Here is a 25034-nt window from a genome sequence, read left to right as displayed (position 1 = left end):
CGTCAGCAGCGGTACCTTCACAATTTCGTCACTAGTATCATATCACTAAAAACGCATTCATTCAAAAAAACATCCCGGATGCCTCGGAGGAGACATTCGGGATGCTGATTCTTGCATGGCGGACATCAGAAGATAGCGGAGGTTTCCACAATCACCTTCACGAACTCCAGCGTGCGGTCCTCCGGTCCTTTGACCGGCAGGCCCACCTCTACGTGGTCCACAATATAATCGATGTTCTCCTGGGAGATAACCTCTCCCGGAAGCAGAATAGGAATACCGGGAGGATAGGCATAGATGAATTCTGCAATGATCCGGTCCGCCGATTCCCGGAAGGGGATCAGCTCGGTATCGCCATAGAAGGCGTCCCGCGGTGACAGGGTCAATTGGGGGATAGGAGGCGTCTCCAGGACCACCAGCTCCATAGCCTGGCGGATGTTGTAGTTCTCCTCGGACAGCTCTCTTAGGGCTGCCAGAAGCAGTTTTACGGTCCCCACATTGTCCCCGGGGGTGATGAAGCACAGAATGTTATACAGGTCGGACATCTCGACTTCAATGTTATGATGCTCCCGCAGCCAGTTCTCCACATCAAAGCCGGTCAGGCCCAGCTCCCGCACGTGGATGGTCAGCTTGGTCGGGTCCAGATCATAGGTGGCGCCTTCTCCGAGAATCTCCCGCCCGAAGCAGCGCAGGCCGGGAATTTCGTTGATCCGCTCCCGGGCATAATTGCTGAGCCGGATGGCCTCATCGGCCATAGCCTCCCCGTGTAGCGCCAGGTTGCGCCGCGCGGTGTCAAGGGACGCCAGCAGGATATACGAGGTGGAGGTGGTGGTCAGCATGCTGAACAGCGTCTGCACACGCTTGAAGTTGATGCGGTTGCCCTTCATGTTCAGGATGGAGCTTTGGGTCATGGAGCCGCCAAGCTTGTGCATACTGGTGGCAGCCATATCCGCGCCGGCTTCCATCGCAGACAAAGGCAGCTTGTCGCTGAAGCCGATTAGTGCGCCGTGGGCTTCGTCCACCAGAACAGGAATATCGTAGCTGTGGACCACCTCGACGATTTCCCGGAGATCGGCCGAGATGCCGAAGTAGGTCGGGTTGATGACCAGAACCGCCTTGGCGTCCGGATGTTTCTCCAGGGCGCGGCGGACGGAGCGGGTGGATACCCCGTGGTCAATGCCATATATGGGATCGCGGAAGGGCTTCAGAAAGATCGGCTTGGCTCCCGCCAGAATGATGGCGGACAGCACAGACTTGTGAGCGTTCCGCGGTACGATTATTTTGTCGCCTTCATTGCACACGGCCATGATCATGGTCATGATGACCGTGCTTGTGCCCTGCACGGAAAATATGGTGTAGTCCGCTTTATAAGCGTCCGCCGCAAGCCGCTGGGCTTCCCGGATTACCGCCGTCGGCTGGTGAAGATCGTCCAGCGGGGCTATATTGATTAAATCGATGGACAACGCATTGTCCCCGATAAAATTCCGGAATTCAGGATCCATGCCAACCCCTTTTTTGTGGCCGGGTATATGGAATTGGACTGGATTATTCTCCGCATGTCGAAGCAATGTGGAGAATAAGGGGGCTTGCAGGTGGTCCATCAGAACATCCCTTCCTCTCTTGCGGATTCGCCGCTAAAAAAATCAAACAAAATGAGTATATCAAATCGCAACTAGGATGCAAGCAGAATTTTAGATTTTGGCGGAATTTTGTACAGAAAGGGGGGGACGGACACAGAAATTTTCGGTTTTTGGCTGGTTTTCTTGCGGATATGGAAGGAAATGGGGTTAAACATTTACAAAAAAATAAAAAACCTGAGGCTATAGCCAGCAGGCTTTAAACAAAATCAGGAGCGTTTGGCAATGCCGTGCATCAGCACATCTATCGTCCAGTTGATTTCTTCCTCATCATCAATGGGGATTTCCGGCAGCAAAATCGAATGGGTCAGCACCATCCCCACAATGGTAGTGACGCTAAAACGGATGATGCGAAAGCTGGGAGCCTCCATAATCTGGCCCTGCTCCTGGAAGTGTGCGTACAGACGGCCGATCCGTTCAAACACGTATTGGGAGAACAATACCTTGACCTGGCCCAAGAGCTCAGGCTGGAACGGCAGCTCCTGAATCACAATCCGCAGAATCTTGGCATTCTTGCGTGCAAAATTCAGCCGGTCACGGAGCACGGTTTTATAGAAATCCTCAATTTCGGTATAAGGCTGATCAAGAACCTTGGCGAAATCCCGCATAAACAAGGGGGCGACTGTTTTCGCCAGGATGGGGCCTACAATGGACAAGAGCAAATCCCGTTTGGTTTTGTAGTGGCGGAAAATGGTGCCCTCCGCAACCCCCGCACGCTGGGCAATTTCGCTGGTGGAAGCGGCTGAATAGCCTTTCTCGGAAAAAATTTCGGTAGCGGCTTGAATGATCTTCAATTGCTTCTCCGTTTTTTTTCCGTCATTGCCTTCCATAAGCAGCAGCATGTCCTCCAGCCATTGCTCTGTATTCTCTGCCATAGACGTTCCCCCTTAAATGCGCCAAGAAATGACACTTTCCTTGCACTACCTTACTATATTTTCCGGTGCTTGCGCAATGCGAGCACATTGGCTGCCATAAAAAAGAGCGACAGCCCCAACAGCACATACACATCCACCGCGATAGCGTCCCAGCCCTGTCCGCGTATCATCACATTGCGCAGGGCATCCGCGCCGTATTTCAGGGGCATCAGATGGGACAGCCAGCGCAGCCACCCGGACATGCTCTCCAGATCGAACAGACCGGAGAAAAAAACCTGGGGCACGATTACCAGCGGGATAAACTGCACCATCTGGAATTCGGTATTGGCGAAGGCCGACAGGAAGGTACCGAAGCTTAAGGCCGTGACAGATAAGAGCAGGGTAATCAGCAGTACGTACCAGAAGGAGCCCACCATGAGCATACCTAGCACTTGGATGCAGTACCAGGCGATCAGAACGGCCTGCAGCAGGGTGAAAATACCGAAGCCAGCAATGTAACCGGCGACAATCTCCCAACGCCGCAGAGGGGTGGCCAGCAGCCTTTCCAGCGTACCACTGGTCCGTTCCTTCAGAAAGGAGATGCCGGAGATCAGGAAGACGAAGAAAAAGGCGAACACACCAATGAGTACCGGACCGAAGCTGTCAAAGGAGGCCATGTCTGCCGATCCGTGCAGGTAGTTGAACACGGGAACCGGGGCAGCAGCAGCGGGCGCCATAGCAGCGGCTTGTGTCTGGAAGGTCTTCTGCAGCAGCAGCATCACCGCCCGGTTCCGGGAGGGATCGCTGCCTTCCAGCTTGACCTGCGGCTTCTGGCCGTCCAAGGTCAGGTAAGCATCCGCTTTTCGGCTTTCTAAAGCAGCTTCGGCTTCGGTTACAGAGCTGTATTCCGTTACAGATGCACCGTTTTGGGCGACAGCCGCAGAGAGGTTGGCGGGAACACCCACTGTACCGATTTTGGGGACATAGGTATCTCCGTTAAAAACCAGGTACATCAGTGTCAAAATGAGCAGGGGAGCGGCGATCATTAATGCCATGGTACGTTTGTCGCGGATAAATTGCCGCAATATGCGGATAATCAAGGCCCGGATTCTCATGCGCGGATACCTCCGTAATACAGGAATGCCTCTTCGATGGTATGGCTTCCCGTGTCGTCCTTCAGCGCTTGCGGGGTACCTACGGCAATCAGGCTGCCGTCCCGGACCATGCCCAGCCGATGGCATTTGTCCGCCTCATCCATCACATGGGTGGTAACGAGAATGGTGGTGCCGCCGCGGCTAAGGTTCTCCAGCTCATCCCAGATGGATTTGCGAAGCACCGGATCGATACCGACGGTGGGCTCATCCAGTATCAACACCTCAGGCTGGTGCATCAAAGCGATGGCCAGGGATAACCGGCGCCTCATGCCCCCGGAATAGGAGGCAACAGGCTTTTTCATATGCTCCGTCAAATTCACCAGCTCCAAAACCTCCGCCATCCGCTTAACCAGCCGTGAGCCTTTTAGTCCGAACAACGAACCGAAGAACTCCATATTTTCCTTGGCGGACAGCTCGCTGTACATAGCATCCGACTGGGCCATATACCCAATTTTCGTAAGCATCTCCAGTTTAGGCATGAGGGTGCCCAAAACGGTTACCGTCCCGCTTGTCGCTTCATCGATCCCCGCCAATATTTTTACCAGGGTGGTTTTGCCGGAGCCGGAAGGGCCCAGCAGACCAAAGATTTCCTTGTGGTAAACCTGCAGATGAATGCCGTGGACCACCTCTTTTTCCTGGAACCGCCTGCTGACTCCCTCGGCTCGAAGACAGATCGTCCGGTCTGTTTCCATTGTTTTTCCTCCTTAGAAGAACCTACTTCAAGCTGTTGACTGGCTGTATAGTGAGTAATCACTCACAAGTTGATTATAGTCTGGCGAATGGCTTTTGTAAAGTGAGTAATCACTCATTATATTGTGAAAAAGAAGAGCCGTCCTTATCCCATTGGATGGGCCAGCTCTCTTCAGGTCTTTTATTTACCCTTATTGGTTTCCAGCAGCTGCGGAAGGGTGACCAGCTCATACCCTTTGGCTCGGAGACCTGAGATCAGCTCGGGCAAAGCGTCAATGGTCCCTTGCAAGCTCCCGTCCGGGCCGGTAGCGCAGTGCATCAGGATAATGGCCCCCGGCTTGGCCGCCTCCATGGACCGCTTCAGCACCTGCTCGCCGGATACCCCACGCCAATCCTCGGGATCTACGTTCCAGTTGACTGTGAGATACCCTTCATCCTTAAGCCAAGCCAGCTCATCATCGGTAACTGCACCATATGGAGGACGGATCAGCCGGGGCGTATAACCCGCCAGCGGGGACAGGGCGGCTTCGGACTTCTCGATATCCTCAATAAATTTGTCCATGGTGAGCTTTTTCAATTGGGCATGGTTATACGTGTGGTTGCCCAGCACATGACCTTCACGGGCAATCCTTTTTACTATTTCCGGATGTTTTTCGGCCAGCTTGCCAATGACAAAAAAGGTTGCCTTCACGTTGTGTTTTTTAAGAATATCCAGCACCTGTGGGGTGTATAGGGTGTCCGGCGCATCATCAAAGGTGAGGGCAACCTGCTGTTTGGCGCTGCTTCCGCGGAAAATAAAGCTGTCAGCATATTTCTGGCGCAGCTCTGTCAGCGAATGTGCCTTAGCCGCTCCGGCGCTGCCGGAATGGGCTTTGCTGCGGCCTGCCGCTTGCTCCGCCTTGTGGGCGCCTGCAGGCTTGTCCTTTTTGGGGGACGCCTTCTTGGCCGCGGCAGGAGCATCTGACGGTTTGGCTGGCGGGCTGGGCGGAGTCGAGGGTACTTCCGCAGGGGCGGTAGCCGAAGGAGACGGAACCGGACTGGGTGAAGCCGTCGGAGATGCGGAAGAAAGCACAGAGTCTATGGCTGCTGCAGGATTGGGAAGAACCGGGGCCGGCTGGGCCAACGATACGGTTGGGACGGGCTCAGACAGCGGGGACACGTTCCTCTCCCCGGTTCGACCCATGCAGCCGCTTAGGAGCAGCACGAATGCCGCGCAAAAGGGAATCCATCTGTTCAATCCGTTCACTCCCATTCACTTTGGTCATATATTCAGCATGCCCCGGGAGATTGGATTCATGACCCTTGATAAGAAGGCAATTTCTTCTGACGGGAAGGGGTCACTTTGATGGAATGGTTTGTGTTGTGGTGTGTTGCGCTGTAACGAGGCTATGGCGTCGTAATGGAATTCTGGCGTCTTAGCGGAACTTTAGCGCCTAACGGAACTCAGAAGCCGTTAGGTGGCAAAATGAGGCGTTCTGGAGCGCTAACGGAACCCAGAGGCTTTTAGAGATGGAGAAAGCTTCCGATTAAGTAGTTTTAGCCGGCTAAGAGCTTCTCCGTTCCGTTAGCCGCGACAACACGCGGAAATCTGCCTTTAACGGTCGCATAGTTCCGTTAACGGCCGCGACTTCAGCACCAAACGTACAAAAACAGGCCCCGGATACAGCAACCGGAGCCTGCGATGTTTTACCTTGCGTTTAATCCAACTTGCGGACGGGAACCGCTGCCGCGGACAGATCATTGCGCTCCAGTTCCAAGCGGGAGAGCTCCGTTTCTTCCAGGGTCAGGTACACCTCTGTCTCTGGCAGCGCTGTGCTGTCGGACAGCCTCAGACCGGTGACACGGGTCATCTCCAGCGCGCTAACGTCGGGTTTCGCCGCTGTGCCGCGGAAGCTGCGTACCCGCAGATCCTCTACATCCTCAGCCGCCAAGGCTTGGGTCCAATGGCGATTAGGCTCGCCCTGCCAATGAATCTCCACGTCGCTCAGAGCTACGTCCTTGGCATAATTCAGATACATGGCCGGCACCGGGTGGGGGAAGATGCCGCGATCTGAGGGCTGGGTGTCGAACACACCGCCGGGATAGCCACTTTTCACCCGCATGGTCTGCTTCACGTTCCGGATGGTAATTCCTTCAATGATGCTCTCCGGGGAGCCTCCAATGAACATGCCGCCCTCGGACTCGATCAGGAGCTGATCGAACCGGATATTGCGGATTTTACCGGGAGCAGGGGCATCCGGCTTATTCCGGCGTTCTGCGGTCATGAAGATGGGTTCGGATTTGCCCCACCATCCGCCATGGCGCCGGTTGGTGTCTTCCTCATTGCTGAACAGGCGGGTTTCAATAAACAGATTGGAGAACAGCATGTTTTCCATGGTTGCACCGTCCCGCACCCAGATGCCCACACCCCGGTTGGAATTGCGGATCACACAGTTGGATACGGTGATATTGCGGATGTCCCCATGGGTTTCCGTGCCGATTTTGATCGCCGAGTCATGGGATTGCAGGGTGCAGTTGGTGACCGTGATGTTCTCACAGGCTCCGTAACGCTCGGCGCCGTATTTGGTGGCTTTGACCACAATGCAGTCATCGCCGGTTTCGATATGGCAGTTGGAGATATGCACATCCTGACAGCTGTCGGGATCAATACCGTCGTTGTTGGGACCACGAACCTGGCCGAGAATCTTCACACCAGTTACCGTCACCTGGCGGCAGCCGGTCATGTGCATGCCCCAGGAGGAGGCGTGGTAGAGGGGCACGTCCCGGAAAACTACATTCACACAGCCCTCCAGATCGATAAGCTTGGGACGGAATTCACGGATGATCTTCAGCACCGTGTCCGAACCTTCATCCTCCGGCTCCAGGAACTGCTCGCCCCGTCCATCGATTGTACCAAGACCGGTAACGGCAATATTCACTGCATGACGGGCACAGAGGAGCGCCTTATTTCCCTGGCCTTCGCTCAAGAATTGCCCGGCTTCACCCTCCGGCGCGACGAAGTCCGCTTCCTCCATGCTGCTTAAGAGCCGCGCGGCGGGAGCCAGATGCAGCTCCACATAGGAGCGGAGCATCAGGGTGCCGGTAAGAAACGATCCCGCAGGGATGAGGACAGTACCGCCTCCTTGCTCTGCGCAGGCGTCGATGGCCTGTTGTATGCTTGCAGTAGAGAGGGTAGTGCCGTCCCCGATTGCGCCGAAATCCTTGATGTTAATCATATGTGTTTTAAGCCTCCTAGGTTTAGTAAACAGCAGGTCCATTACAGGCAGAGCTGACAATCAATCAGACCGGCTCCACCTTGTGCTGGATATAGTCGAAATATTTGCCTTCCAATAAGCCGATGAGCGTGCTGGTCACCCGCACCTCCAGCTCATTGGTACCCTGTCGCAAGAGACTGGCATTCGCCTCCCAAGTGTAAGGGGACCAAAGCCGGACTCCCAGAGGCTCACCGTTCAGCAAGACCTCAACCGGATCATGGGCAGCCCAATCCCTGAAGCTTAAGGCCAGCCTGTCCGCCTCAGGAAGCTCGTCCAGCTCGAAGCTCTTGCGGAAGGACCACACACCTGCATAATATGGATAACCCGGGTAATACGTATCCATAACCAAGCTGTCCACCTCTGCCGGAGGTTCACCAAGCACAGGAGCTCCATTTTCCCCGAAGGTCACCCCAAAATCTCCGTACAGATACAGCGCATCGGTGACACCATCCCAATCATGGCTCACGCTCACATGAACAACAAGCTCATTCCAGCCCTCTACAAGGGCGTTTTCTACCCTGCAGAGCAGGTTGGAATTGTCATAAATCAAAGCCTGCCGGAAATCGCCGGGTTGGAAGGGATGTCCGTTCAACTCCAGGCTCCAACCGCCGCGGATGGCCGATTCATCCATCAACAAGCTGCATTCCCTGGGTAGGCGGGATACATTGAACCGTGTCCGGTAGGTACACTGCAGCGGGTAGCCCACCTTAAGCTTCTTGGGCGTGCCGAAAATCTGTGAGAAGGAAAGGGGAAGCCGCTCCTCCTGAGCCAGATCCTCACATTGGTCGATAAAAGTCTTGGCGGCCACGATAGCAGACTCATCTGAATCGCCAACAGATAGCTGGAAAAACTCCAGGCGCAGGGCGTTAGGTTGAAGGGCGGTCTGCTGCCACGGCCCTTCAGCACCTAATCTGAGGCTCCAGGTTTTGGTAGAGGCGGCTGCTGCTCTGCCAACTGCTTCCGCAAGGTCTGCGTTCGCCCCTGTACCTTCTGAAGTCGCCGGACGAAGCCGGAGCAGGAAGGACCCGTAGGGAGCCACTTCACGGGCAATGGAGATTTCCATGCCCGCTTCCTCCGTAAATAAGGGCTGCACCTCTCCGGTTTCCAAATCCAGCCACTCGGCCTGTATGAGCACCTGTCCGAAGGTATCTCCCCAGATCTGGGCGGGCTCCAGCCGGATAGTGCAGCTGTGGGTTTGTCCTTCCTGGTTGGCAGCGAACACCACATATGATCCGTCCGGCATAAACCGGCTTTGCAGGAGAAAAGGAGCCTCCTCACTGCCGAAGTCCAGGGTAACGGCTCTGGGCAGAGCAAGGTCCAGCAGCGCATCCAGCACGGGCAGCGCCAATTCCTCTGTCTTTTCCGCATAAGGAATGAAGCAGCAACGTGCCAATTCCACCTGGTTGGTTTCCTCCGCACCCGGCGCCACTTCATGGAACAATGCCGCAGCATCCGCTGCCACCGGACTGCTTTCTTGAATCAGCTCCGACGGCAGGCTGCCCATAGCGATAATCCTGCCTCCCGCCGCAGCAAACTCCTGCAGCTTCGTCCATGCCGCCGACTCCAAATTCGTTAACGGAGGCAGCACCAATACCGAATAGCTTGCCTTGCCGATGACTAAACAGCCGTCCTCCACAGTCGCTTCCGCCAAAATCTCCGGGTCCATGTGGTCATAATCCCGCCGGGTCTGCAGCAGATGACAGGAAAGCTGTGTCCAGGCTTCCTTCAGCCGTTCCATGGCCTGACGCTCCACAGCACTGGTTCCAGCGTACTCAAAATGATGCAAAGGATTGGAGCGGTGTGTCCACATGGAGGTGGTAGGATCAAGCAATGCGATCCGGATATCCGCCTTGCCTGCAGACATGATGTAGCTCAGGCGTGCCGCATAATCCGCCAACCCCTTGAAATTTGGCCAATAGGGATTTTGGTAGAATTGGGAGGGAGGCGCATCATGCTGGGTCAGCCCGTCCACCGTATAGAAAAAAGCATGAAACGTATACATATTGGTGCCCATGGCCGCCATCCGGTCAATCATCCACTTGGCGTCCTGCAGGTTCATGGACCAGCCGACGCTGTGGAAGCATTCGTCCAGACAACGCTCTCTGCCCAACTGGCGGGCAATGGAGCTGGCCATCTTGGGATTGTCCCTGAAGCTGGCGGCATACCGCCGGAGTACCCACGGCAGGGGACGTCCCAGTTTCTCGTGGGCGCTGTCGCCTCCGGGAATATGGCTGAACCGCTGGGTGGTCATCCGGAAGGAGGGCACCTCGGCTACATATTGAAGCCCATGTGTTTCGCACCAGTCATATACCTGCTTGTGGTAAGAGCCGGTCATCAGCTCATGGACCGTCTGGTAATAGTCATACCGGATGCGAGGAGCATCGGGATACGCTTCATGGGTGATAGCAGGCAGGTGGGCGATAAGCGAATACTCGTTGCGTGCAAGGAAGGCTTCCTCCAGCTTGGGGGACCAGGGAATGCTCCCCAGGAGCCCCACCTCATCGGTGAACATGCCCTTGACCGTACCTCCAAATTCATCGCCAAAATACTTGGCGTACCGCTCATGAGTCAGCCGGATGAAGGTCGCCATGGCTTCACGGTTACACGGGTCCACATAGGTGCCGTAATACTTGAAGTCCTGAATTTCCTCCTCCTGGTAAACCATAACCTCCCACGGACCGCTGTCAGCCGGAGACTGCCATTCCAGAGCGTATTGGGTGTTGTATGTAAAAAAACGCTTCTGGTTGTATGTGGTCAGGCCAGTTTTCTGGAAGATAGGCTCCGTCTGGATATTGCCGATATAGTCTGCGATATCAACCGCTTCGTCCCATATGTACCCGCCATCCTCGGTTAGCGGGACAGCCTTGGCGGACAGTACCTTGGCCCAAGGCAGCTCCAGCTTCACCAGCTCTCCGGCGGCGGGGCGGGCCTGTTTAACCACGAGAGTTTTGTGCTTGGCGTCCGGATGCAGCAGTGTCACTTCCCCGCCGGCGATGCCGCTGGGATAGGGATATTCGTCATAAAGCCATACCTGCAAGCCGGCTTGTTTGGCAGCAAGAATGGCCGTACGCACCTTTGCGAACCAACTCTCCGACAGGTACGGAATCTGCAATCCCTGGCGCGGGCAGATAAAAAAACCGCCTACCCCTTTATCCGCCATCTCGCGGATTTGCCGTTCGATCTCCGCATCCTCCATCTTCCCGTTCCAGAACCAAAAGGGCATAATCCGGAAGTCATTGCCGGGATTCTTAAACAGAGCATCCTCCACTTGTGTTTGCCTCCTGTCTCGATTGTAACCAAGTCCATACCCTTACAATGTAGCGGTTTTGCTCTTTTCCGGCAATCTTCATTTCTTGCTGCGGTTTGGACTGGATTCGCACTTTTTTGCTATAGCCCCTCCGGACGCCAAAAAAACCCGCTCGCGAGAGCAGGTCTTTACCTTTTCCTATCTTACGCCCTTGTAACCCAGCCACGTTCGTAGGGAGCGGGAGCCTTTATAGAAATCCCAAGCTCTGCGGCAGCGGTCCGGGGCCAATAGGGATCACGCAGAAACGCCCGCCCGATGAAAATCAGATCGGCCTGGTCCGAAGCCAGAACCTCCTCCGCGTAGCCCCCGGTGCTGATCAGACCCACCGCTCCGGTAGCAATGCCCGCCTCCTTGCGGATTTCGGCCGCATAAGGCACCTGGTAGCCCGGGTAATACTTAATATCCGCGAGCACTACGCCCCCTGTGCTGGTATCGATCAGGTCCACGCCCAGGGCTTTCATCTCCCGGGCAAAGTAGAGGATGTCCTCCCTGGTATTGCCGCCGGTTGCATATTCCTCTGCCGAAATCCGGACAAACAGGGACCTCGGCTTTTCCCTCTTCACAGCCTCAATCACCTGGCGGAGGAGCGTAAAGCGGTTTTCCCGGGAGCCGCCGTATTGATCCTGTCTGTGATTGGTCAAGGGGGACAAAAACTCGTTCAGCAGATAGCCATGTGCGGCGTGCAGCTCCACCACGTCGAAGCCTGCCAGCACCGCTCTCCGGGCAGCGGCTGCAAAGGCGGCGATCACCTGGGCGATCCCTTCGGCTGTCAGCTCCTCCGGTACAGGCATATCCGGGAATGCCACCGGGGACGGGGCAACACCTTTGTCTGCTGCGGTGGTTTTGCGGCCCGCATGACCCAGTTGGATGCCTGCCTTGGAGCCGGCTTCATGGATAGCCTCGACCAGTGCCGTGAGTGCAGGCACCTGGCTGTCCTCCCAAATCCCCAAATCCCGGACGCTGATCCGTCCCTCGGGGAGCACGGCAGTGGATTCCAGAAGGATCAGGCCCGCTTGGCCAACAGCGCGGCTTACGTAGTGTGTGACGTGCCAGGGGGTGACAATGCCGTCCTCCTTGTGGACGGAATACATGCACATGGGGGACATGACAATCCGGTTCTTCAGCTCAACCCCGCCGATTTTGGCAGGGGAAAACAGTGTGTTCATAGGAAAGCCTCCTTTTGGGCAGAAAAAAATAGTTTCTTATTCATTTAATAGAGGGTTAATCGATAAGACTAATCGTAATTCATCCTCGGAGAATGCGCAAATGAACCGCCTGCATTTTGCGGAATGAGAATATTTTCCACAGAAATGGGCGATACTGGTAAGCAGGATGTGGATCTGCGACATTTTTTTAGGAGGGAATTGAGAACCGATGCCAAGAAAGATAGGATTGACCACACTAGTATGTCTGCTTTTGGCTGGAATCATGATGCCTTACGCTTTGGCCGAGGAGAAGCAGGCCGCCCCTGTGGACCTTAGCCCCAATGCCCGCTCGTCCATTCTGATGGATGCGGATACGGGTACTGTCATATTCGAGAAGAATCCCGACGAGAAGCTGCCCCCGGCCAGTATTACGAAGATTATGACCATGCTCTTGACCATGGAGGCCATTGATCAAGGCAAGCTGGCGATGGATGAAAAGGTCCGGACCAGCGAATATGCGGCATCCATGGGCGGGTCGCAGATTTTCCTGGAGGTTGGGGAGGAGATGACGGTCCAGGATATGCTGAAGGGCATTGCTATGGCCTCCGGCAATGACGCCTCTGTGGCCATGGCCGAGAAGCTGGGCGGGTCGGAGCAAGGCTTCGTGCAGATGATGAACGATAAGGCCAAGGAGCTGGGCATGAACAATACCCACTTTGTAAACCCCAACGGTCTGCCGGCGGATAATCATTACACCACAGCCCGTGATATCGCCATTATGTCCCGAGAGCTGCTGAAGCATGAAGGCATCACCCAATTTACCAGCCAATACCAGGATTATCTGCGGAAGGATTCGGCCAAACCCTTCTGGCTGGTGAATACCAATAAGCTGGTGCGTTTCTATCCGGGAGCCGACGGCCTGAAAACCGGTTATACCGGCGAAGCGAAATTCTGTCTGTCCGCTACGGCCAAACGGGATAATTTCCGTGTGGTGACGGTGGTTCTGGGCGAACCGGATACGAAAACACGCAACGCCGAGGTCACTAAGCTCTTCGATTATGCGTTCTCTCAATATACCAATCAGCTGATCGTGAAAACCGGTGATGCCTTAGGCGATGTGAAGGTGAAAAAGGGCAAGCCCGAAACCTTCCCGCTGACCGCTCCGCATCAATACAGCGTGCTCCTGAAGAAGGGCGAAGCCGGCCAAGATCTCCGCCACGAGCTGCAGCTGGATGAGGGCTTGAAGGCTCCCATCGCAGCAGGAACGCCTATCGGCAAGATTATCGTATATAAGGGCGATCAGAAGCTGACGGAGTTCCCCGTGGAGGCTCCCATGGACATCCCCGAAGCCGGCTTCTGGGATATGCTGAAGCGTACGGCGGGACGGCTGTTCTTCCTGGATTAACGAGGGCGTTAGCCTGCTGTCCTTCGCAAATCCTGCCTGTTTTTGGAGAAGGCACCCGCACTTTCTGGCTGTTTTCTTCTAGTTTTGTCGGCAGGCAGGAATCCATTTCTTGGGTGTAGAATGTGTCTCACAAGCCAGATAGAGGAGTGAGCACATTCATGAGTTTACATGTTGAAATGGAGCAGGGCAGCAAGGCGCTTATTGTCCGGCTCAAGGGTGAGCTGGATCACCATACGGCTGATGCAGTCAAGCAGCGGATGGAAGAGGCCATCAACCGGGGGAATGCCAGCCATGTGGTGGTGAATCTCCGGGACCTGAAGTTTATGGACAGCTCCGGCTTAGGCGTGATTCTGGGACGCTACAAGCAGGTCACCGGGAAGGGCGGCAAGATGGTGCTTTGTGAGGTAAGCCCCACCGTGTACCGGCTGTTCGAAATGTCCGGCCTGTTCAAGATTCTGGCGGTGAAGGAGAACGAGCGTCAAGCGATCTCCAGTCTGGAGGTCGTATCATGAGCGAGTTCCACAACCATATGAAGATTGAATTCGCCAGCATTTCGGAAAATGAGGGCTTCGCCCGGGTGGTTGTTGCCGCCTTCGTCTCCCAACTGGACCCGACGCTGGATGAGCTGACAGATATCAAAACCGTGGTGTCCGAGGCCGTAACCAATGCCATCATCCACGGCTACGACAACGATCCCAACGGCATTGTAACCATCTCGGCAGAGATTAACGGAGACGTGGTACGGGTTACCGTGTCGGACCGCGGAGCAGGTATCGCCGATCTGGAGCAGGCCAGGCAGCCGCTGTACACCTCCAAACCGGAGCTGGAGCGGTCGGGGATGGGCTTTACCATCATGGAGAATTTTATGGATCAAATGGAAGTCGAAACCATTGTGAACCAGGGTACGACAGTGACTATGACAAAGCGGATCGAATCCAAAAAAGCTTTGTTCAACTAGGGAGTTTGATCTATGGATGTGGATTTGAAGAATGCCTCCCATACGTATCTGGACGATAGTGAGGTCAAGCGGCTCATCGCCTTGAGCCAGTCCGGAGATACCATCGCCCGTGACACGCTGGTCAGCTGCAATATCCGTCTGGTCTGGTCCGTGGTGCAGCGCTTCCTGAACCGGGGCTACGAGGCGGAGGATCTGTTCCAGATCGGCTGCATCGGGCTGCTGAAATCCGTGGACAAGTTCGATTTGTCCTACGACGTGAAATTCTCTACCTACGCCGTCCCCATGATTATCGGAGAAATCCAGCGGTTCCTGCGGGACGACGGCACCCTGAAGGTCAGCCGTTCCCTGAAGGAGCTGGCCAACAAGGTGCGCAAGGTCAAGGACGAGCTGTCCAAAACCATCGGGCGGCTGCCCACCATTAAGGAAGTGGCGGATGAATTAGGGATAACCCCGGAAGAAGTGGTGTTCGCCCAGGAGGCCAACAAGCCCCCATCCTCCATTCACGAAACCGTCTTCGAAAACGACGGTGACCCCATCACCCTGATGGACCAGATCGCAGACGAAACCCAGGAGAAATGGTTCGAGAAGCTGGCCTTAAACGAAGCCATCGGCGGCCTCTCCGAGCGGGAACGCCTCATCGTCTACCTGCGCTACTATCGGGACCAGACCCAGTCCGAGGTGGCCTCCCGCCTGGGCATCTCCCAGGTCCAGGTCTCCCGGCTGGAAAAGAAAATATTGCAAAGCATTAAAAACCAGATCGCGCAATAGCGGTCTGGTTTTTTGCTTGTTGGGTAGTAATTGGGAAGGGTGGAAGGTGACGGTTGTCGGGATTTGGACATATGCAAAAAATGGATGGAATCGTATACTGGAGGGAGAAGTTGGACAAAGCAACAGACACTTTGTACGATTCATACAGATAATTTACAATTCAGGAGGAATTATCATGCTAAATAATGGACTGCTAAATCCGGAGAATTTTGAGATTGATGAAGATTGCTGTGAAGACGGGGAAACCTGTATAGAGGCTTGCAACAGGCTTATCGAGAAATGGACACCCGAGTTGGAAAATGAGATGCTGGAGGCTTTTATAAAGCTTTATTATGCTGAGATGTATGAACAGTGGGGGCCTGACGATGAGGAAGAAAGCACAGCGTACTGGCAGGAAATCAAGTCACCCGCGGACCTGATCAGACACACAGGTACAGATGTGACGCTGTATGCCTTAGAAGACGGCATATATGCCCGAAGTAAAACAGAGGAAGACAAATATGAGTCACAAAATGTGGATGTGTGCGTAATCCTCAGTCTCAATTGTCCCTGGGATGAAGAGCATGGTTGGGCAGCTGTTTTTGTAGATGAAAAATTCGTTAAAGTTGACCGTGATATTGTGGATGCCGTTTGGTTGGACTAGGGTGTGGCTATTCACGCGGCGGAACTAGCGGTCCCTTGCAGGTTTTTTCGAGGATTCGGAATTAGGGCAGCCTTTCGGGTTCATCAATGCAACAACGTTAGATGTAATTTATGAAGAACCTTAGAAAACATAAAAAACCAATTATAAAAAATAGGAGAAATAAAAAATGTATCCGCCCAGGCATATCGTTTCGGCAGCTGCAATTGTAATAAATGATAAGAACGAGTTACTACTTATTAAAGGGCCCAGAAGAGGTTGGGAAATGCCAGGCGGCCAAGTAGAAGTAGGAGAGTCTATAAGTGATGCAGCAATAAGAGAAACAAAAGAAGAATCTGGAATAGACATAGAAATCATAAGGTTTTGTGGAATATTTCAGAATGTTGGGAATTCAATATGTAATACCTTGTTTTTGGCTAAGCCAGTTGGTGGAGAATTAATTCAAACACCTGAAAGCCTGGAATCTGGCTTCTTTCCTATTGAAGAGGCACTAGAAAAAGTAACATGGAAGGATTTTAGAAAAAGAATAGAGTACTGTCTAAAGACTGAAACTCAACCATTTTGTGTTGAATTTCACGATCAGAAGAATATTTGAAAAGAGAGGAATGAAATATATCAAGGTATTCGCAAGAAGCTAAAAACAATTGTTGTTGATCACATTTTATTTCTATGTATTGTAGATGAAAGAAAGTACGATGTTGTGTTTCGGGCGTATTCCGGGATTATAAAACTTCATTTGTAGAGATTTTATATACTATGAAGATAAAGATTTTAGAAATTAATTTTCAGAAGAAGAACAAAATAGTAGTATATTTTTCATGCACGATCGGAGAAGGTATAGGTGTTTGGAAATCACAAGATAAAGTATATAAGGGCATGGAAGCGGATGTTGAATTGGATGTATATGGGACCCTCTCTGTTAATGAGGATATAAACCTTGTTGAAGAGCAAGAAGAAAAGATATACATAATGGACAACCAGGTACACATTAGAGGAAGAATTGAACAGATAGACTGGGATAACCTCATAACGGTTCGATTGGGAAGGAGTATATTATTAATTGACGTTGATGATGTAGCTTTTCTTGGTATAAATAAGTGGATTGATATCAAGACTAAAGAATTAGGATTAACAGAAGTAATTTTTTAGAGCTTATTCGAAGAAGTGTGGAACTTCAGATAACACCGTATTCACGCGGCGGGCCTGAAGGCCCTTGGTCTGCAGAGAGATTTCTGGAAGCGGATTCAGCAGACAAGCCTGTGAGGCTAAGTAGCGGAGCCACCCGGCCCTTACGGGCCTTAAGCCTCTCCGTTCGTGAATACAACAACGTTATCTGCAAGATCTGCCCCCAAGAGCTTGTAAGTAATACATTCGCAACGTCCTGTTGATTGAAGCAATTTATTCTATTTTCTTGAAATGAGGAATCAATATGAGGACACTAATTATCAATGGTTCACCAAGAAAACAGGGTAATACATTCTCTTTAATTAATGAGTTTGTACAGAATTTAGATGGGGATGTACAGATTGTGAATACATATTACGATAATGTTAAACCTTGTTTAGACTGTAGATATTGCTGGAACCATCCAAAATGTGCGATTGATGATGATATGCAGCAGGTGTATGAGTGGTTGAATGAAGTCGATCATGTAATCATAGCATCACCTTTGTATTTTTCGGAATTGACGGGTTCAATATTAAATTTTGCGAGTCGACTTCAGTATTTATATGTATCTCGATCTATTCGTAAAGATGTGAACTTTCAATTGAAGGGTAAACAAGGAGCGCTCATTCTGGTTGGCGGAGGAGATACAATAGATACGAGCAAAGCTGAAGGTACAGCTCACACATTATTTAAGCATATGAATGTCAAATCGATTGGAACAGTGATGTCTCTACACACAGATAGTATCGGAGATATTATGGGAACTTTAGCCAAGGATGATAGGAAAGCAATTAGGAGGGTACAAGAGCTAGCAAGCATTTTAAACCTAACTGATTGAAGTGACAATTAGAGATTAAGGAACAGTAAGAATTTGGAGTGACGATTAGGATTTAAGGAACAGTATGAACTTAAAGTGACAAATTAAGGCATAATGAAGCAGGGAAATTTGGAGTAACATTTAAAGGGATAAAAAAATTTGAAATGAAACCAAAGACATGAAGAGACATGAAGATATTATGTGGGCCGACGTCCTGTCTCAATTCGAAGAAGTGGGGAAAATCCAACAGATAACACCGTATTCACGCTGCGGGCCATACGGCCCTTGGTCTGCAAGAGGCTTTTCGGGGAAGTGGATTCAGCAACAACCTCTGCGAACCTAACCGCGACGCGGCCGGTCGGGGGCCAGCTTCGCTTATGGCTCTGTGCTTCCTTAAGGCTCTCGAGTTCGTGAATACAACAACGTTAGGTGAAATTGGCTAAACAATTTTGAAACCATATATTGAATAACAAATAATGAAAAAGTTAGTGAAGAACTGAATTAAGTGGAGAGGGAAAATGGAGATGGCAATATTTAAATGGCACGATGGGAATGTACCAGATGGAGTAGAGATCAAACAAGTATATGGTCTCATTTTTTCCAATGATGGGCGTTTGCTATTGCGAGTTGAAAATAATGAAGATGGCGTGACATATTCTTTACCTGGTGGTCATCCTGAAGAAAATGATAATGGAATTGAAGGAACGGTGAGACGAGAGATATTCGAAGAAGTAAACATTACAATCAGAAGTCCAGTAATAGTAGGATATCAAGAAGTTGATGAGGAAGACGGGCAACCTCATATAGCTCAAGTTAGAATGACTGCGCTTATTAATGGTGTAGGTGTAGTACGTCCTGATCTCGATAATGGAAAAATCTATGACCGTATTCTGGTTTCACCGAATAAAGCTGTCGATTTGTTGGGTTGGGGTGATGTTGGATATTATCAAATAAAATCGGCAATGAGTATTGCTATCAAGTACCTAGGCATTTCCGAATTTCACGATAAGGAAGAATATATTTAGAGTAGATATATTCGTGGTAAACATTCAATTTAATTAAAAGATTATTTTCTCTTGAAGGGCTATTATAGATTTATCAAGCTTAGTCGAAGAAGGGCTAACATCACCTAACACCGTATTTAAGCGGCGGGCCTGAAGGCCCTTGGTCTGCAGAGGCATTTCAGAGGAGCTGATTCAGCAGACAACCCTGCGAGGCTAAGTGGCGAAGCCACCCGGCCTTGGCGGGCCTTAAGCCTCTCGGGTTCGTGAATACACCAACGTTATGTGAAACTCAGCTAAAGATATATTCAGTTCAAACATCAATATAAATCGAAGGGATTAATTTAATGGATTGGATTCCGTTAACCGATCAGGAAGAGATTAATAAATTTATGAGTGCATTTGGAAGATTCCACGATGCATGCTTAAAAGAATTATATTTATGGACCGATCATTACGTAAATAATGATTTTGCAATGAATGTTAGCAACAAACTAGATAACCGAATTAGGGTATTATTTCAAAGGCAATGGAATGACCCCTCCGCTGTAGAACTCTTATTTGAAGAAGTAGTTAAACTTTGCATTTCTCCAAGCTCTGAGAATTATGATTCGATTATTTTTGGAGCTTCTTTATATTTTGAGAATGGTATATGTTATTGGGCGGATGATAGTAATTGGAGACATGATAAACAAGTTAGCTATGAAGTGAACTGGATAGCCGCAAGGAAAGTTAGCTGGAGAGAAGTAAGTAATTGGATGGGGAAGCAACAAAGATATGGAATAATAGAATCTGAATGATAACTCGAAGATGAGTTGAGCATCACATAACACCGTATTCACGCGGCGGGCCTAACGGCCCTTGGTGCCGGGAGCGGTTCAGAGAGTTGCCTAAACCGGCTGCGCGCACAACCCTGCGAGGCTAAGTCTTCGACCCGGCGCTGACGCGCCTTAAGCCTCTCGGGTTCATGAATACACAAGACGTTATCGGAAACCATTGTAAGATAGAGGAGAATGAATCACATGACTTCATTCGAAGAAATTCTAAATAAAGTTGATTTTAATTGTGTTTGGGTTGAGTTAGTTTCATTATATCCTGATATCTTACAAACTAAAGAAAAATATAAAATTGCATTTGAATCATTACTATCAAAGAGACCTGAAAAAAACGTAGAAGAAATGATAATTCATATAGATAGTGCTGATTATGAGAGTGATGTTAAATCCGAAGATAGTGTTACTGAATATCGGGTGCATGGTAAGAATAATTCACTTGAATGGACTGGGTATTGGGATATTTCTTCAAATAATTGGGCTGAATGGTTGGGATTTTATGTTAATAATAGTGTGCTCGAAAAATTCTCAGCAGAACAAATTGTAGCACTTTGTTTATATGAAATGACATGGTTTGGTTTCTCTGAAGAAAAGATATTAAGTAGACTTGTAAACCTAGAAGAAGATGAATAAAACTTTATGTAAAGTCAAAGAAGGCAATGGCATCCGATAACACCGTATTCATGCGTCGGGCCTGAAGGCCCTTGGTCTGCGAGAGGCATTTCGAGGAAGCGGAATCAGCAGACAACCTCTGCGAACCTAACCGTGTCGCGGCCGGTCGGGATCCAGCTGCGCTGGTGGATCTTTTCTCCCTTAAGGTTCTCGGGTTCATGAATACAACAACGTTATCCGAAACATTCGAAAGACTTAGATTTAAACCCTTCAAGCTCATACAGATTGACAGAAATAACCCAAGAAGCCAGAAATACAAAATTTATTGAAGAAATTCAAGAAGCCAGCGTGGCAAGATTCAGCAGGAACACAAGATTCGGGGTATTTCAGGAAGGCGAATGCATCGGATAACACCGTATTCATGCGTCGGGCCTGTCGGCCCTTGGTGCTGGAAGCGGTTCGGCATTTTGCCTGAACCGGCTTGCGCGCACAACTCTGCGAGGCTAAGTCTTCGACCCGGCGCTAACGCGCCTTAAGCCTCTCGGGTTCATGAATACAACAACGTTAGGCGAAATTCCCAAATACTAATGTACAAACAATAAGAAAACAATAGAGAAAGAATAACCAAGAAAAGAATAACCAAAAAAAAGAATAACCAAAAAAAGAATAACCAAGAAAGAAGATGGTTTGATGCCAGATTTAAAACATTTTTCTGTTAGTGGGGTATTATTACATAACAATAATGTTCTTTTAGTGAGGCATACATACGGTATAGTTAAAGGACAATTATTAATTCCGGGAGGATATTTAAAAGAAGGGGAGATTCCGAATTTCGCTATTGAAAGAGAGATTTTAGAGGAAACAAAAATAATGTCTCAAGCAAATCAATTAGTAGCCATGAGATTTAGATCAAATAATTGGTGGGCAATCTACTCAATGAAATATCTGTCTGGTACTCCTGAGTCCGACGGTTATGAGAATAGTGAAGCTATTTTCTTGAACATTAATGAGGCATTAAGTCGTGAGGATGTAACACCAGCCAGTAAGGAAGCAATCAAAGCTGTATTGCATGGAAATGGATTAGGGGAATCTAGATGGTGCCCACCTGAATTTAATCCAAATGAGTATAAATACTATGGACTTACAGAATAATTCTCTTATTAAGTATTTTCGAAGATGGGGGAACATCGCCTAACACCGTATTCACGCTGCGGTCCTGGCGGCCCTTGGTGCTGGATGCGGTTCGGCAAGTCGCCCGAACCGGCTACGTGCACAACCCTGCGAGGCTAAGTGGCGAAGCCACCCGGCCCTGGCGGGCCTTAAGCCTCTCGGGTTCGTGAATACAACAACGTTAGCTGAAATTATTGCAAAGACATGTTAAAAAAATTAAGATACAAAAATAGAATCAATAAAGAGAGGGTTGCCAATTGAAGACTCTAACGTTAAAGAAACTAACAATAAATAACAATGTTATAACTTTCAACACCGGAATGAACTTTATTATTGGGTATAATGGAACTGGAAAAACAATCTTATTCAATACCATTTTATATCTACTTGGTTTAAAAAAGAATAATAGAACTATGAATTTAATAAAAAATAATGAGGTTGAGTTGGAATGCAATATAGCGGGTCAAAATCTTTCTTTTAAAAGGAATTTACGAGATGAAGTAATAATTGATGGGGATATTCATGAAAAAATTAATGCAAAAGAAATAAATAACTTTTATACTTCCTTACTATCGCCACAATTCAATATTGGACACGACGAAACCGCCGCAACTCAAATTATTCGTGCTTCGTTTTACAGCGATGGAGAATTACTTTCGAAAATAGACAAGGATGATCTTAAAAGCAAAATTATGGGAATTAATGTGAACTACCTGAAGGAATCAAGGAGACAAATTGAATTATTTAAGAACAATCTCCAAAAAGACGAATATTCATATGAAATTTTAAAGACATATATCAATAATGTTGAAAGAAACCTAAATAGCGTGAATAATAATGATGCCGAACTCATTAAAGGAATATTAAAAAAGGAATTTTTTAATATGTACGATGAGTTATTCGAAAACAAGAAGATATTAGACCAAGCTCTAGAAGCCTACGATAATATCAGTAGACAGTCTGATTTATTATACTCTGAAAGAAGTTCTTTAATAGATGAATTATATAATAGTTACCTTGAACAGTTAAATCTTAGAGTGTATTCAAGTATCATTAGTTATTCGGGCAGTGAGAGAAGATTAATTGAATTTTTAAATTTATTAATAAGAACAGTAAAACATACGGATTTATCTTTTCTAAATTCAAGTGGACTCCTAGTTGCAGACTGTCCATTCGATCACGTTGATTCTAGTAGACTTAACGAAATAAGAAAAATGATTGATCGAGAAACTAAACAACAGAAACTTCAATATATAGAGTTTTGTTACAAAGACGATAGTATTCCATCTGAATGGATAATATGTGACCTTAGAAATAAGGGGGCCTTAAATTGGTTGAAAGTAGATTAAAAAGTAATATTACAATGGCTATTTCTGTGATTAGTTTATTGATTGCAATTATTGTAATGTTTTTTGGGGACAATTTGTTAGGAAAGTTTGGAGAACCAGAACTTGTCTTAATTTCAACAAAAGACGATTTTAAGTTGCCGGATAAATTAAATGAAATAATAGTTAATAACATTGATAAACAAGAATCTAATTTAATACCAAATACAATCAGAATTGTGACTGTAAAGAATAATGGTGGCTCTCCCTCAAAGAATCTTAATCTAGTAATAGAAATGGATGGACCAATTTATCAATATAAATTGAACAGTCCCGAAACTATTGAAAAGCAAAAAATTGAATCTAATAAATTACTTGTTAACCTATCAAGATTATCAAAGAATGCTGAAGTTTCTATGATTTTCTGGATACGAGACGAGAAAAATGCTTTTAATGCTAGTTATGCTGATGATAATAATAGCGGATATATTAAACATGCGTCAGGAAATGAGAATAGTTCTGTTAAATTCAACTCAATCTTGCTTGCAATTTCTGTAGCATCAATTGCAACAATAATGTATGAGCTATTAAAAAAATACGTTGTCTTAATAAGAAGAGAAACTCAAGAGTCGAGTGCAGAGTTAATCGAAAATATTGCTACTTTATATGATGAGCAAGCATCAAAAGTTGTAGAGGAAAATCTAACGCCTAAAGAACATGTTACGAATAATGAAGTTAAACAAAAGTTAAATGAAATAATCAGGCTCTCAAGTGAATTAACAAAATAAGTCATGTAAGTTTTTCTATGAAGGTAATAACTTCAGCTAACATAACTTCAGCTAACATCACATTCCCACAGCGGGGGACAAGCCCCCTTGGTCGCCAAGAGGTATTTCAAGGAAGCAGAATCAGACGACACATTCAATCGGCTAAGTGGCGGAGCCACCCGGCATGGGCTGATCGCTTAGCTATTCAGCCCGGCAGCTTAAGCCGCTTGAACGTCGGGAATGCAGAAACGTTATGTGAAAGGCCTGAAACCTCGAAATTCAAAATTTCAAAACAATAAAAATCGGAGGCTAATTTGATGCAGGAGAAATTAGAGCTTGACATTATTACTACAGCAGAAAGCTTTACAAATAACTTTTCTGATAAAGGTAATTTTGATTTTAGTATTGAAAGTTTAAGTAAAGTAGATGATATTCTAGAAGAATTACATGACTTTGAAATAGATGAAAGTACTCTAGACTCAATTGCTTCTATGTTTGGATGTTACATTTTCGAAGTTGCTAGAAGGAATTACGGTGGAAATTACTATTGGATACAAGATAGAGAGCAACCAGTTTTAGTTACTGGTGAGCCAAAATTTTCAATATCAATATTAGCATTTGATAAAGTAAGAAGCAGAGTTTTAAATGGGAAAGAAGATGATATTTCTTTTTATTTTGAAGGCTATATCAATGCAGTTAAGAAAGGTAAAGAATCAGGATATTGTGCAACAATTGTATAGAATTATTTAGAGGCAAGTGATTAAAAATTACAAGAGATAAGTTAGCAATTCAAAGAAGTCAGGCCCTTCACATAACACCGTATTCACGCTGCGGGCCTTACGGCCCTTGGTCTGCAAGAGGCTATTCGAGGAAGCGTAATCAGCAGACAACCCTGCACCACCTAACCGCGTCGCGGCCGGTCGGGATCCAGCTGCGCTGGTGGATCCATGCTTCCTTAAGGTGGTGAGGGTTCGTGAATACAACAACGTTATGTGAAAGAATGTACAAAGATAGGAAATTCCGGCAAACCATATACCAGAGAAGAGCGAACAAACATTCTATCAATCGATGGATAGATGTGGTAAACTAGGAAAGTACAATTGAATCTTGGGTGGGTCATGGTTTCCCTTCGAAAGGAGGTGAGACCATGGAAGTTAAAGATGCAATCCAGATCCTGTTCCTATTTGGAATGTTCATTCTTGCACTTTTAACTTACATCAATTCGAACAACAAGAGAAAGTAAAAACCCACCCCAAGGTTGACCGCCAAAGGTGGGTTTTTATTGCCTGGAACTTGAAGGGAATAAACCATCCAAGCCAATTGTATAGCCGAGTGTTCGCAGCACTCGGTTTTTCTTATACAAATGATACCATATCTACAAGACGATGAAAACCCAAAGTAACAAAAAGTGAAAATGACATGGTTAAAGGCTTAGTTAAAGGCTTGAGAAAAGACTCGAATAAAGAATAAAGATCACATAACCTTTGTAAGAATATTTTATGTAGCAACTCTAAGAAGGCCGGAACATCCTAT

At 48.4% G+C, this 25034-nt stretch carries 24 protein-coding genes; 16 read left to right on the top strand and 8 right to left on the bottom strand.

The window, feature by feature from the left end; all coding sequences use genetic code 11:
• Positions 1-125: 125 nt before the first annotated feature.
• The 8 genes from ACI1P1_RS13810 to namA all read right to left on the bottom strand — a co-directional run bounded on the left by ACI1P1_RS13810 (position 126) and on the right by namA (position 12059).
• Positions 126-1598 carry an aminotransferase class I/II-fold pyridoxal phosphate-dependent enzyme gene (locus ACI1P1_RS13810; RefSeq protein WP_416216980.1) on the bottom strand — a complete coding sequence of 491 codons (1473 nt, stop codon included), beginning with the start codon at positions 1596-1598 and terminating at the stop codon, positions 126-128.
• Between the two features lie 245 nt (positions 1599-1843).
• Complete coding sequence (locus ACI1P1_RS13805) at positions 1844-2509, bottom strand: TetR/AcrR family transcriptional regulator (RefSeq protein ID WP_416216979.1); 666 nt, start codon at positions 2507-2509, stop codon at positions 1844-1846.
• Between the two features lie 53 nt (positions 2510-2562).
• Positions 2563-3603 (bottom strand): ABC transporter permease, encoded by a 1041-nt coding sequence (locus ACI1P1_RS13800; RefSeq protein WP_416216978.1) that lies wholly within the window; start codon positions 3601-3603, stop codon positions 2563-2565.
• Positions 3600-4334, bottom strand: a complete 735-nt coding sequence (locus ACI1P1_RS13795) for an ABC transporter ATP-binding protein (RefSeq protein WP_416216977.1) — start codon at positions 4332-4334, stop codon at positions 3600-3602. The genes ACI1P1_RS13800 and ACI1P1_RS13795 overlap by 4 nt, the downstream gene beginning before the upstream one ends.
• A 179-nt stretch (positions 4335-4513) precedes the next feature.
• The gene (locus tag ACI1P1_RS13790) at positions 4514-5569 is read right to left on the bottom strand and encodes a polysaccharide deacetylase family protein (RefSeq protein WP_416216976.1); all 1056 of its coding nucleotides are present in this window, start codon (positions 5567-5569) and stop codon (positions 4514-4516) included.
• 460 nt (positions 5570-6029) lie between these two features.
• Positions 6030-7547, bottom strand: coding sequence for a glycoside hydrolase family 28 protein (locus ACI1P1_RS13785; protein WP_416216975.1), 1518 nt, complete (start codon positions 7545-7547; stop codon positions 6030-6032).
• Positions 7548-7611: 64 nt separating this feature from the next.
• Complete coding sequence (locus tag ACI1P1_RS13780) at positions 7612-10854, bottom strand: glycosyl hydrolase (protein ID WP_416216974.1); 3243 nt, start codon at positions 10852-10854, stop codon at positions 7612-7614.
• Positions 10855-11036: 182 nt separating this feature from the next.
• Positions 11037-12059 (bottom strand): NADPH dehydrogenase NamA, encoded by a 1023-nt coding sequence (gene namA, locus ACI1P1_RS13775; RefSeq protein ID WP_416216973.1) that lies wholly within the window; start codon positions 12057-12059, stop codon positions 11037-11039.
• Positions 12060-12321: 262 nt separating this feature from the next.
• Here namA and ACI1P1_RS13770 point away from each other — a divergent pair, with 262 nt between their 5' ends.
• The 16 genes from ACI1P1_RS13770 to comI all read left to right on the top strand — a co-directional run bounded on the left by ACI1P1_RS13770 (position 12322) and on the right by comI (position 24744).
• Positions 12322-13443, top strand: coding sequence for a D-alanyl-D-alanine carboxypeptidase family protein (locus ACI1P1_RS13770; RefSeq protein ID WP_416217137.1), 1122 nt, complete (start codon positions 12322-12324; stop codon positions 13441-13443).
• A 158-nt stretch (positions 13444-13601) separates the two neighbouring features.
• A complete protein-coding gene (spoIIAA, locus tag ACI1P1_RS13765; RefSeq protein ID WP_416216972.1) occupies positions 13602-13955 on the top strand; it encodes an anti-sigma F factor antagonist in 354 nt (117 codons plus the stop codon).
• Entirely contained in the window at positions 13952-14401 is a 450-nt protein-coding gene (gene spoIIAB, locus ACI1P1_RS13760) for an anti-sigma F factor (RefSeq protein ID WP_416216971.1), read from the top strand. Before spoIIAA ends, spoIIAB begins: the two co-directional genes overlap by 4 nt.
• A 12-nt stretch (positions 14402-14413) precedes the next feature.
• Positions 14414-15169 carry an RNA polymerase sporulation sigma factor SigF gene (sigF, locus tag ACI1P1_RS13755; RefSeq protein ID WP_416216970.1) on the top strand — a complete coding sequence of 252 codons (756 nt, stop codon included), beginning with the start codon at positions 14414-14416 and terminating at the stop codon, positions 15167-15169.
• A gap of 175 nt (positions 15170-15344) precedes the next feature.
• Complete coding sequence (locus ACI1P1_RS13750) at positions 15345-15812, top strand: DUF6985 domain-containing protein (protein ID WP_416216969.1); 468 nt, start codon at positions 15345-15347, stop codon at positions 15810-15812.
• Between the two features lie 166 nt (positions 15813-15978).
• Positions 15979-16404: an NUDIX hydrolase gene (locus ACI1P1_RS13745; protein ID WP_416216968.1), complete on the top strand. Its 426-nt coding sequence runs from the start codon at positions 15979-15981 to the stop codon at positions 16402-16404.
• Positions 16405-16565: 161 nt separating this feature from the next.
• Entirely contained in the window at positions 16566-16958 is a 393-nt protein-coding gene (locus tag ACI1P1_RS13740) for a hypothetical protein (protein WP_416216967.1), read from the top strand.
• Between the two features lie 280 nt (positions 16959-17238).
• Positions 17239-17814, top strand: a complete 576-nt coding sequence (locus tag ACI1P1_RS13735; RefSeq protein ID WP_416216966.1) for a flavodoxin family protein — start codon at positions 17239-17241, stop codon at positions 17812-17814.
• Between the two features lie 497 nt (positions 17815-18311).
• Positions 18312-18818, top strand: a complete 507-nt coding sequence (locus tag ACI1P1_RS13730) for an NUDIX hydrolase (protein WP_416216965.1) — start codon at positions 18312-18314, stop codon at positions 18816-18818.
• 323 nt (positions 18819-19141) lie between these two features.
• Positions 19142-19594, top strand: coding sequence for a hypothetical protein (locus ACI1P1_RS13725; RefSeq protein ID WP_416216964.1), 453 nt, complete (start codon positions 19142-19144; stop codon positions 19592-19594).
• 222 nt (positions 19595-19816) lie between these two features.
• Positions 19817-20260 carry a DUF6557 family protein gene (locus ACI1P1_RS13720; protein ID WP_416216963.1) on the top strand — a complete coding sequence of 148 codons (444 nt, stop codon included), beginning with the start codon at positions 19817-19819 and terminating at the stop codon, positions 20258-20260.
• A gap of 669 nt (positions 20261-20929) precedes the next feature.
• Positions 20930-21391: an NUDIX domain-containing protein gene (locus ACI1P1_RS13715; protein WP_416216962.1), complete on the top strand. Its 462-nt coding sequence runs from the start codon at positions 20930-20932 to the stop codon at positions 21389-21391.
• Positions 21392-21666: 275 nt separating this feature from the next.
• The gene (locus tag ACI1P1_RS13710; protein WP_416216961.1) at positions 21667-22758 is read left to right on the top strand and encodes an ATP-binding protein; all 1092 of its coding nucleotides are present in this window, start codon (positions 21667-21669) and stop codon (positions 22756-22758) included.
• A complete protein-coding gene (locus tag ACI1P1_RS13705) occupies positions 22740-23522 on the top strand; it encodes a hypothetical protein (RefSeq protein ID WP_416216960.1) in 783 nt (260 codons plus the stop codon). Before ACI1P1_RS13710 ends, ACI1P1_RS13705 begins: the two co-directional genes overlap by 19 nt.
• 296 nt (positions 23523-23818) lie before the next feature.
• On the top strand, positions 23819-24241 hold the full coding sequence (locus ACI1P1_RS13700; RefSeq protein WP_416216959.1) for a hypothetical protein: 423 nt from the start codon (positions 23819-23821) through the stop codon (positions 24239-24241).
• Between the two features lie 407 nt (positions 24242-24648).
• Complete coding sequence (gene comI / locus ACI1P1_RS13695; RefSeq protein ID WP_416216958.1) at positions 24649-24744, top strand: competence inhibitor ComI; 96 nt, start codon at positions 24649-24651, stop codon at positions 24742-24744.
• The last annotated feature ends 290 nt before the right edge of the window (positions 24745-25034 follow it).

Source organism: Paenibacillus mesotrionivorans, from assembly GCF_046098205.1.
In the GTDB taxonomy this organism is placed as follows: domain Bacteria; phylum Bacillota; class Bacilli; order Paenibacillales; family NBRC-103111; genus Paenibacillus_AR; species Paenibacillus_AR mesotrionivorans.
The sequence above is the reverse complement of the archived record's forward strand: the minus strand, read 5'-3'. Positions and strand labels throughout refer to the sequence as shown.

Coding starts and splice junctions, on each gene's coding strand:
- ACI1P1_RS13725 (WP_416216964.1), top strand. CDS start 19,142: ATGGATTGGATTCCGTTAACCGATCAGGAAGAGATTAATAAATTTATG.
- sigF (WP_416216970.1), top strand. CDS start 14,414: ATGGATGTGGATTTGAAGAATGCCTCCCATACGTATCTGGACGATAGT.
- ACI1P1_RS13735 (WP_416216966.1), top strand. CDS start 17,239: ATGAGGACACTAATTATCAATGGTTCACCAAGAAAACAGGGTAATACA.
- ACI1P1_RS13800 (WP_416216978.1), bottom strand. CDS start 3,603: ATGAGAATCCGGGCCTTGATTATCCGCATATTGCGGCAATTTATCCGC.
- ACI1P1_RS13700 (WP_416216959.1), top strand. CDS start 23,819: ATGCAGGAGAAATTAGAGCTTGACATTATTACTACAGCAGAAAGCTTT.
- ACI1P1_RS13810 (WP_416216980.1), bottom strand. CDS start 1,598: ATGGACCACCTGCAAGCCCCCTTATTCTCCACATTGCTTCGACATGCG.
- namA (WP_416216973.1), bottom strand. CDS start 12,059: ATGAACACACTGTTTTCCCCTGCCAAAATCGGCGGGGTTGAGCTGAAG.
- ACI1P1_RS13730 (WP_416216965.1), top strand. CDS start 18,312: ATGGAGATGGCAATATTTAAATGGCACGATGGGAATGTACCAGATGGA.
- ACI1P1_RS13720 (WP_416216963.1), top strand. CDS start 19,817: ATGACTTCATTCGAAGAAATTCTAAATAAAGTTGATTTTAATTGTGTT.
- ACI1P1_RS13805 (WP_416216979.1), bottom strand. CDS start 2,509: ATGGCAGAGAATACAGAGCAATGGCTGGAGGACATGCTGCTGCTTATG.
- spoIIAA (WP_416216972.1), top strand. CDS start 13,602: ATGAGTTTACATGTTGAAATGGAGCAGGGCAGCAAGGCGCTTATTGTC.
- ACI1P1_RS13740 (WP_416216967.1), top strand. CDS start 16,566: ATGAAGATAAAGATTTTAGAAATTAATTTTCAGAAGAAGAACAAAATA.
- ACI1P1_RS13750 (WP_416216969.1), top strand. CDS start 15,345: ATGCTAAATAATGGACTGCTAAATCCGGAGAATTTTGAGATTGATGAA.
- ACI1P1_RS13770 (WP_416217137.1), top strand. CDS start 12,322: ATGATGCCTTACGCTTTGGCCGAGGAGAAGCAGGCCGCCCCTGTGGAC.
- spoIIAB (WP_416216971.1), top strand. CDS start 13,952: ATGAGCGAGTTCCACAACCATATGAAGATTGAATTCGCCAGCATTTCG.
- comI (WP_416216958.1), top strand. CDS start 24,649: ATGGAAGTTAAAGATGCAATCCAGATCCTGTTCCTATTTGGAATGTTC.
- ACI1P1_RS13795 (WP_416216977.1), bottom strand. CDS start 4,334: ATGGAAACAGACCGGACGATCTGTCTTCGAGCCGAGGGAGTCAGCAGG.
- ACI1P1_RS13715 (WP_416216962.1), top strand. CDS start 20,930: ATGCCAGATTTAAAACATTTTTCTGTTAGTGGGGTATTATTACATAAC.
- ACI1P1_RS13785 (WP_416216975.1), bottom strand. CDS start 7,547: ATGATTAACATCAAGGATTTCGGCGCAATCGGGGACGGCACTACCCTC.
- ACI1P1_RS13745 (WP_416216968.1), top strand. CDS start 15,979: ATGTATCCGCCCAGGCATATCGTTTCGGCAGCTGCAATTGTAATAAAT.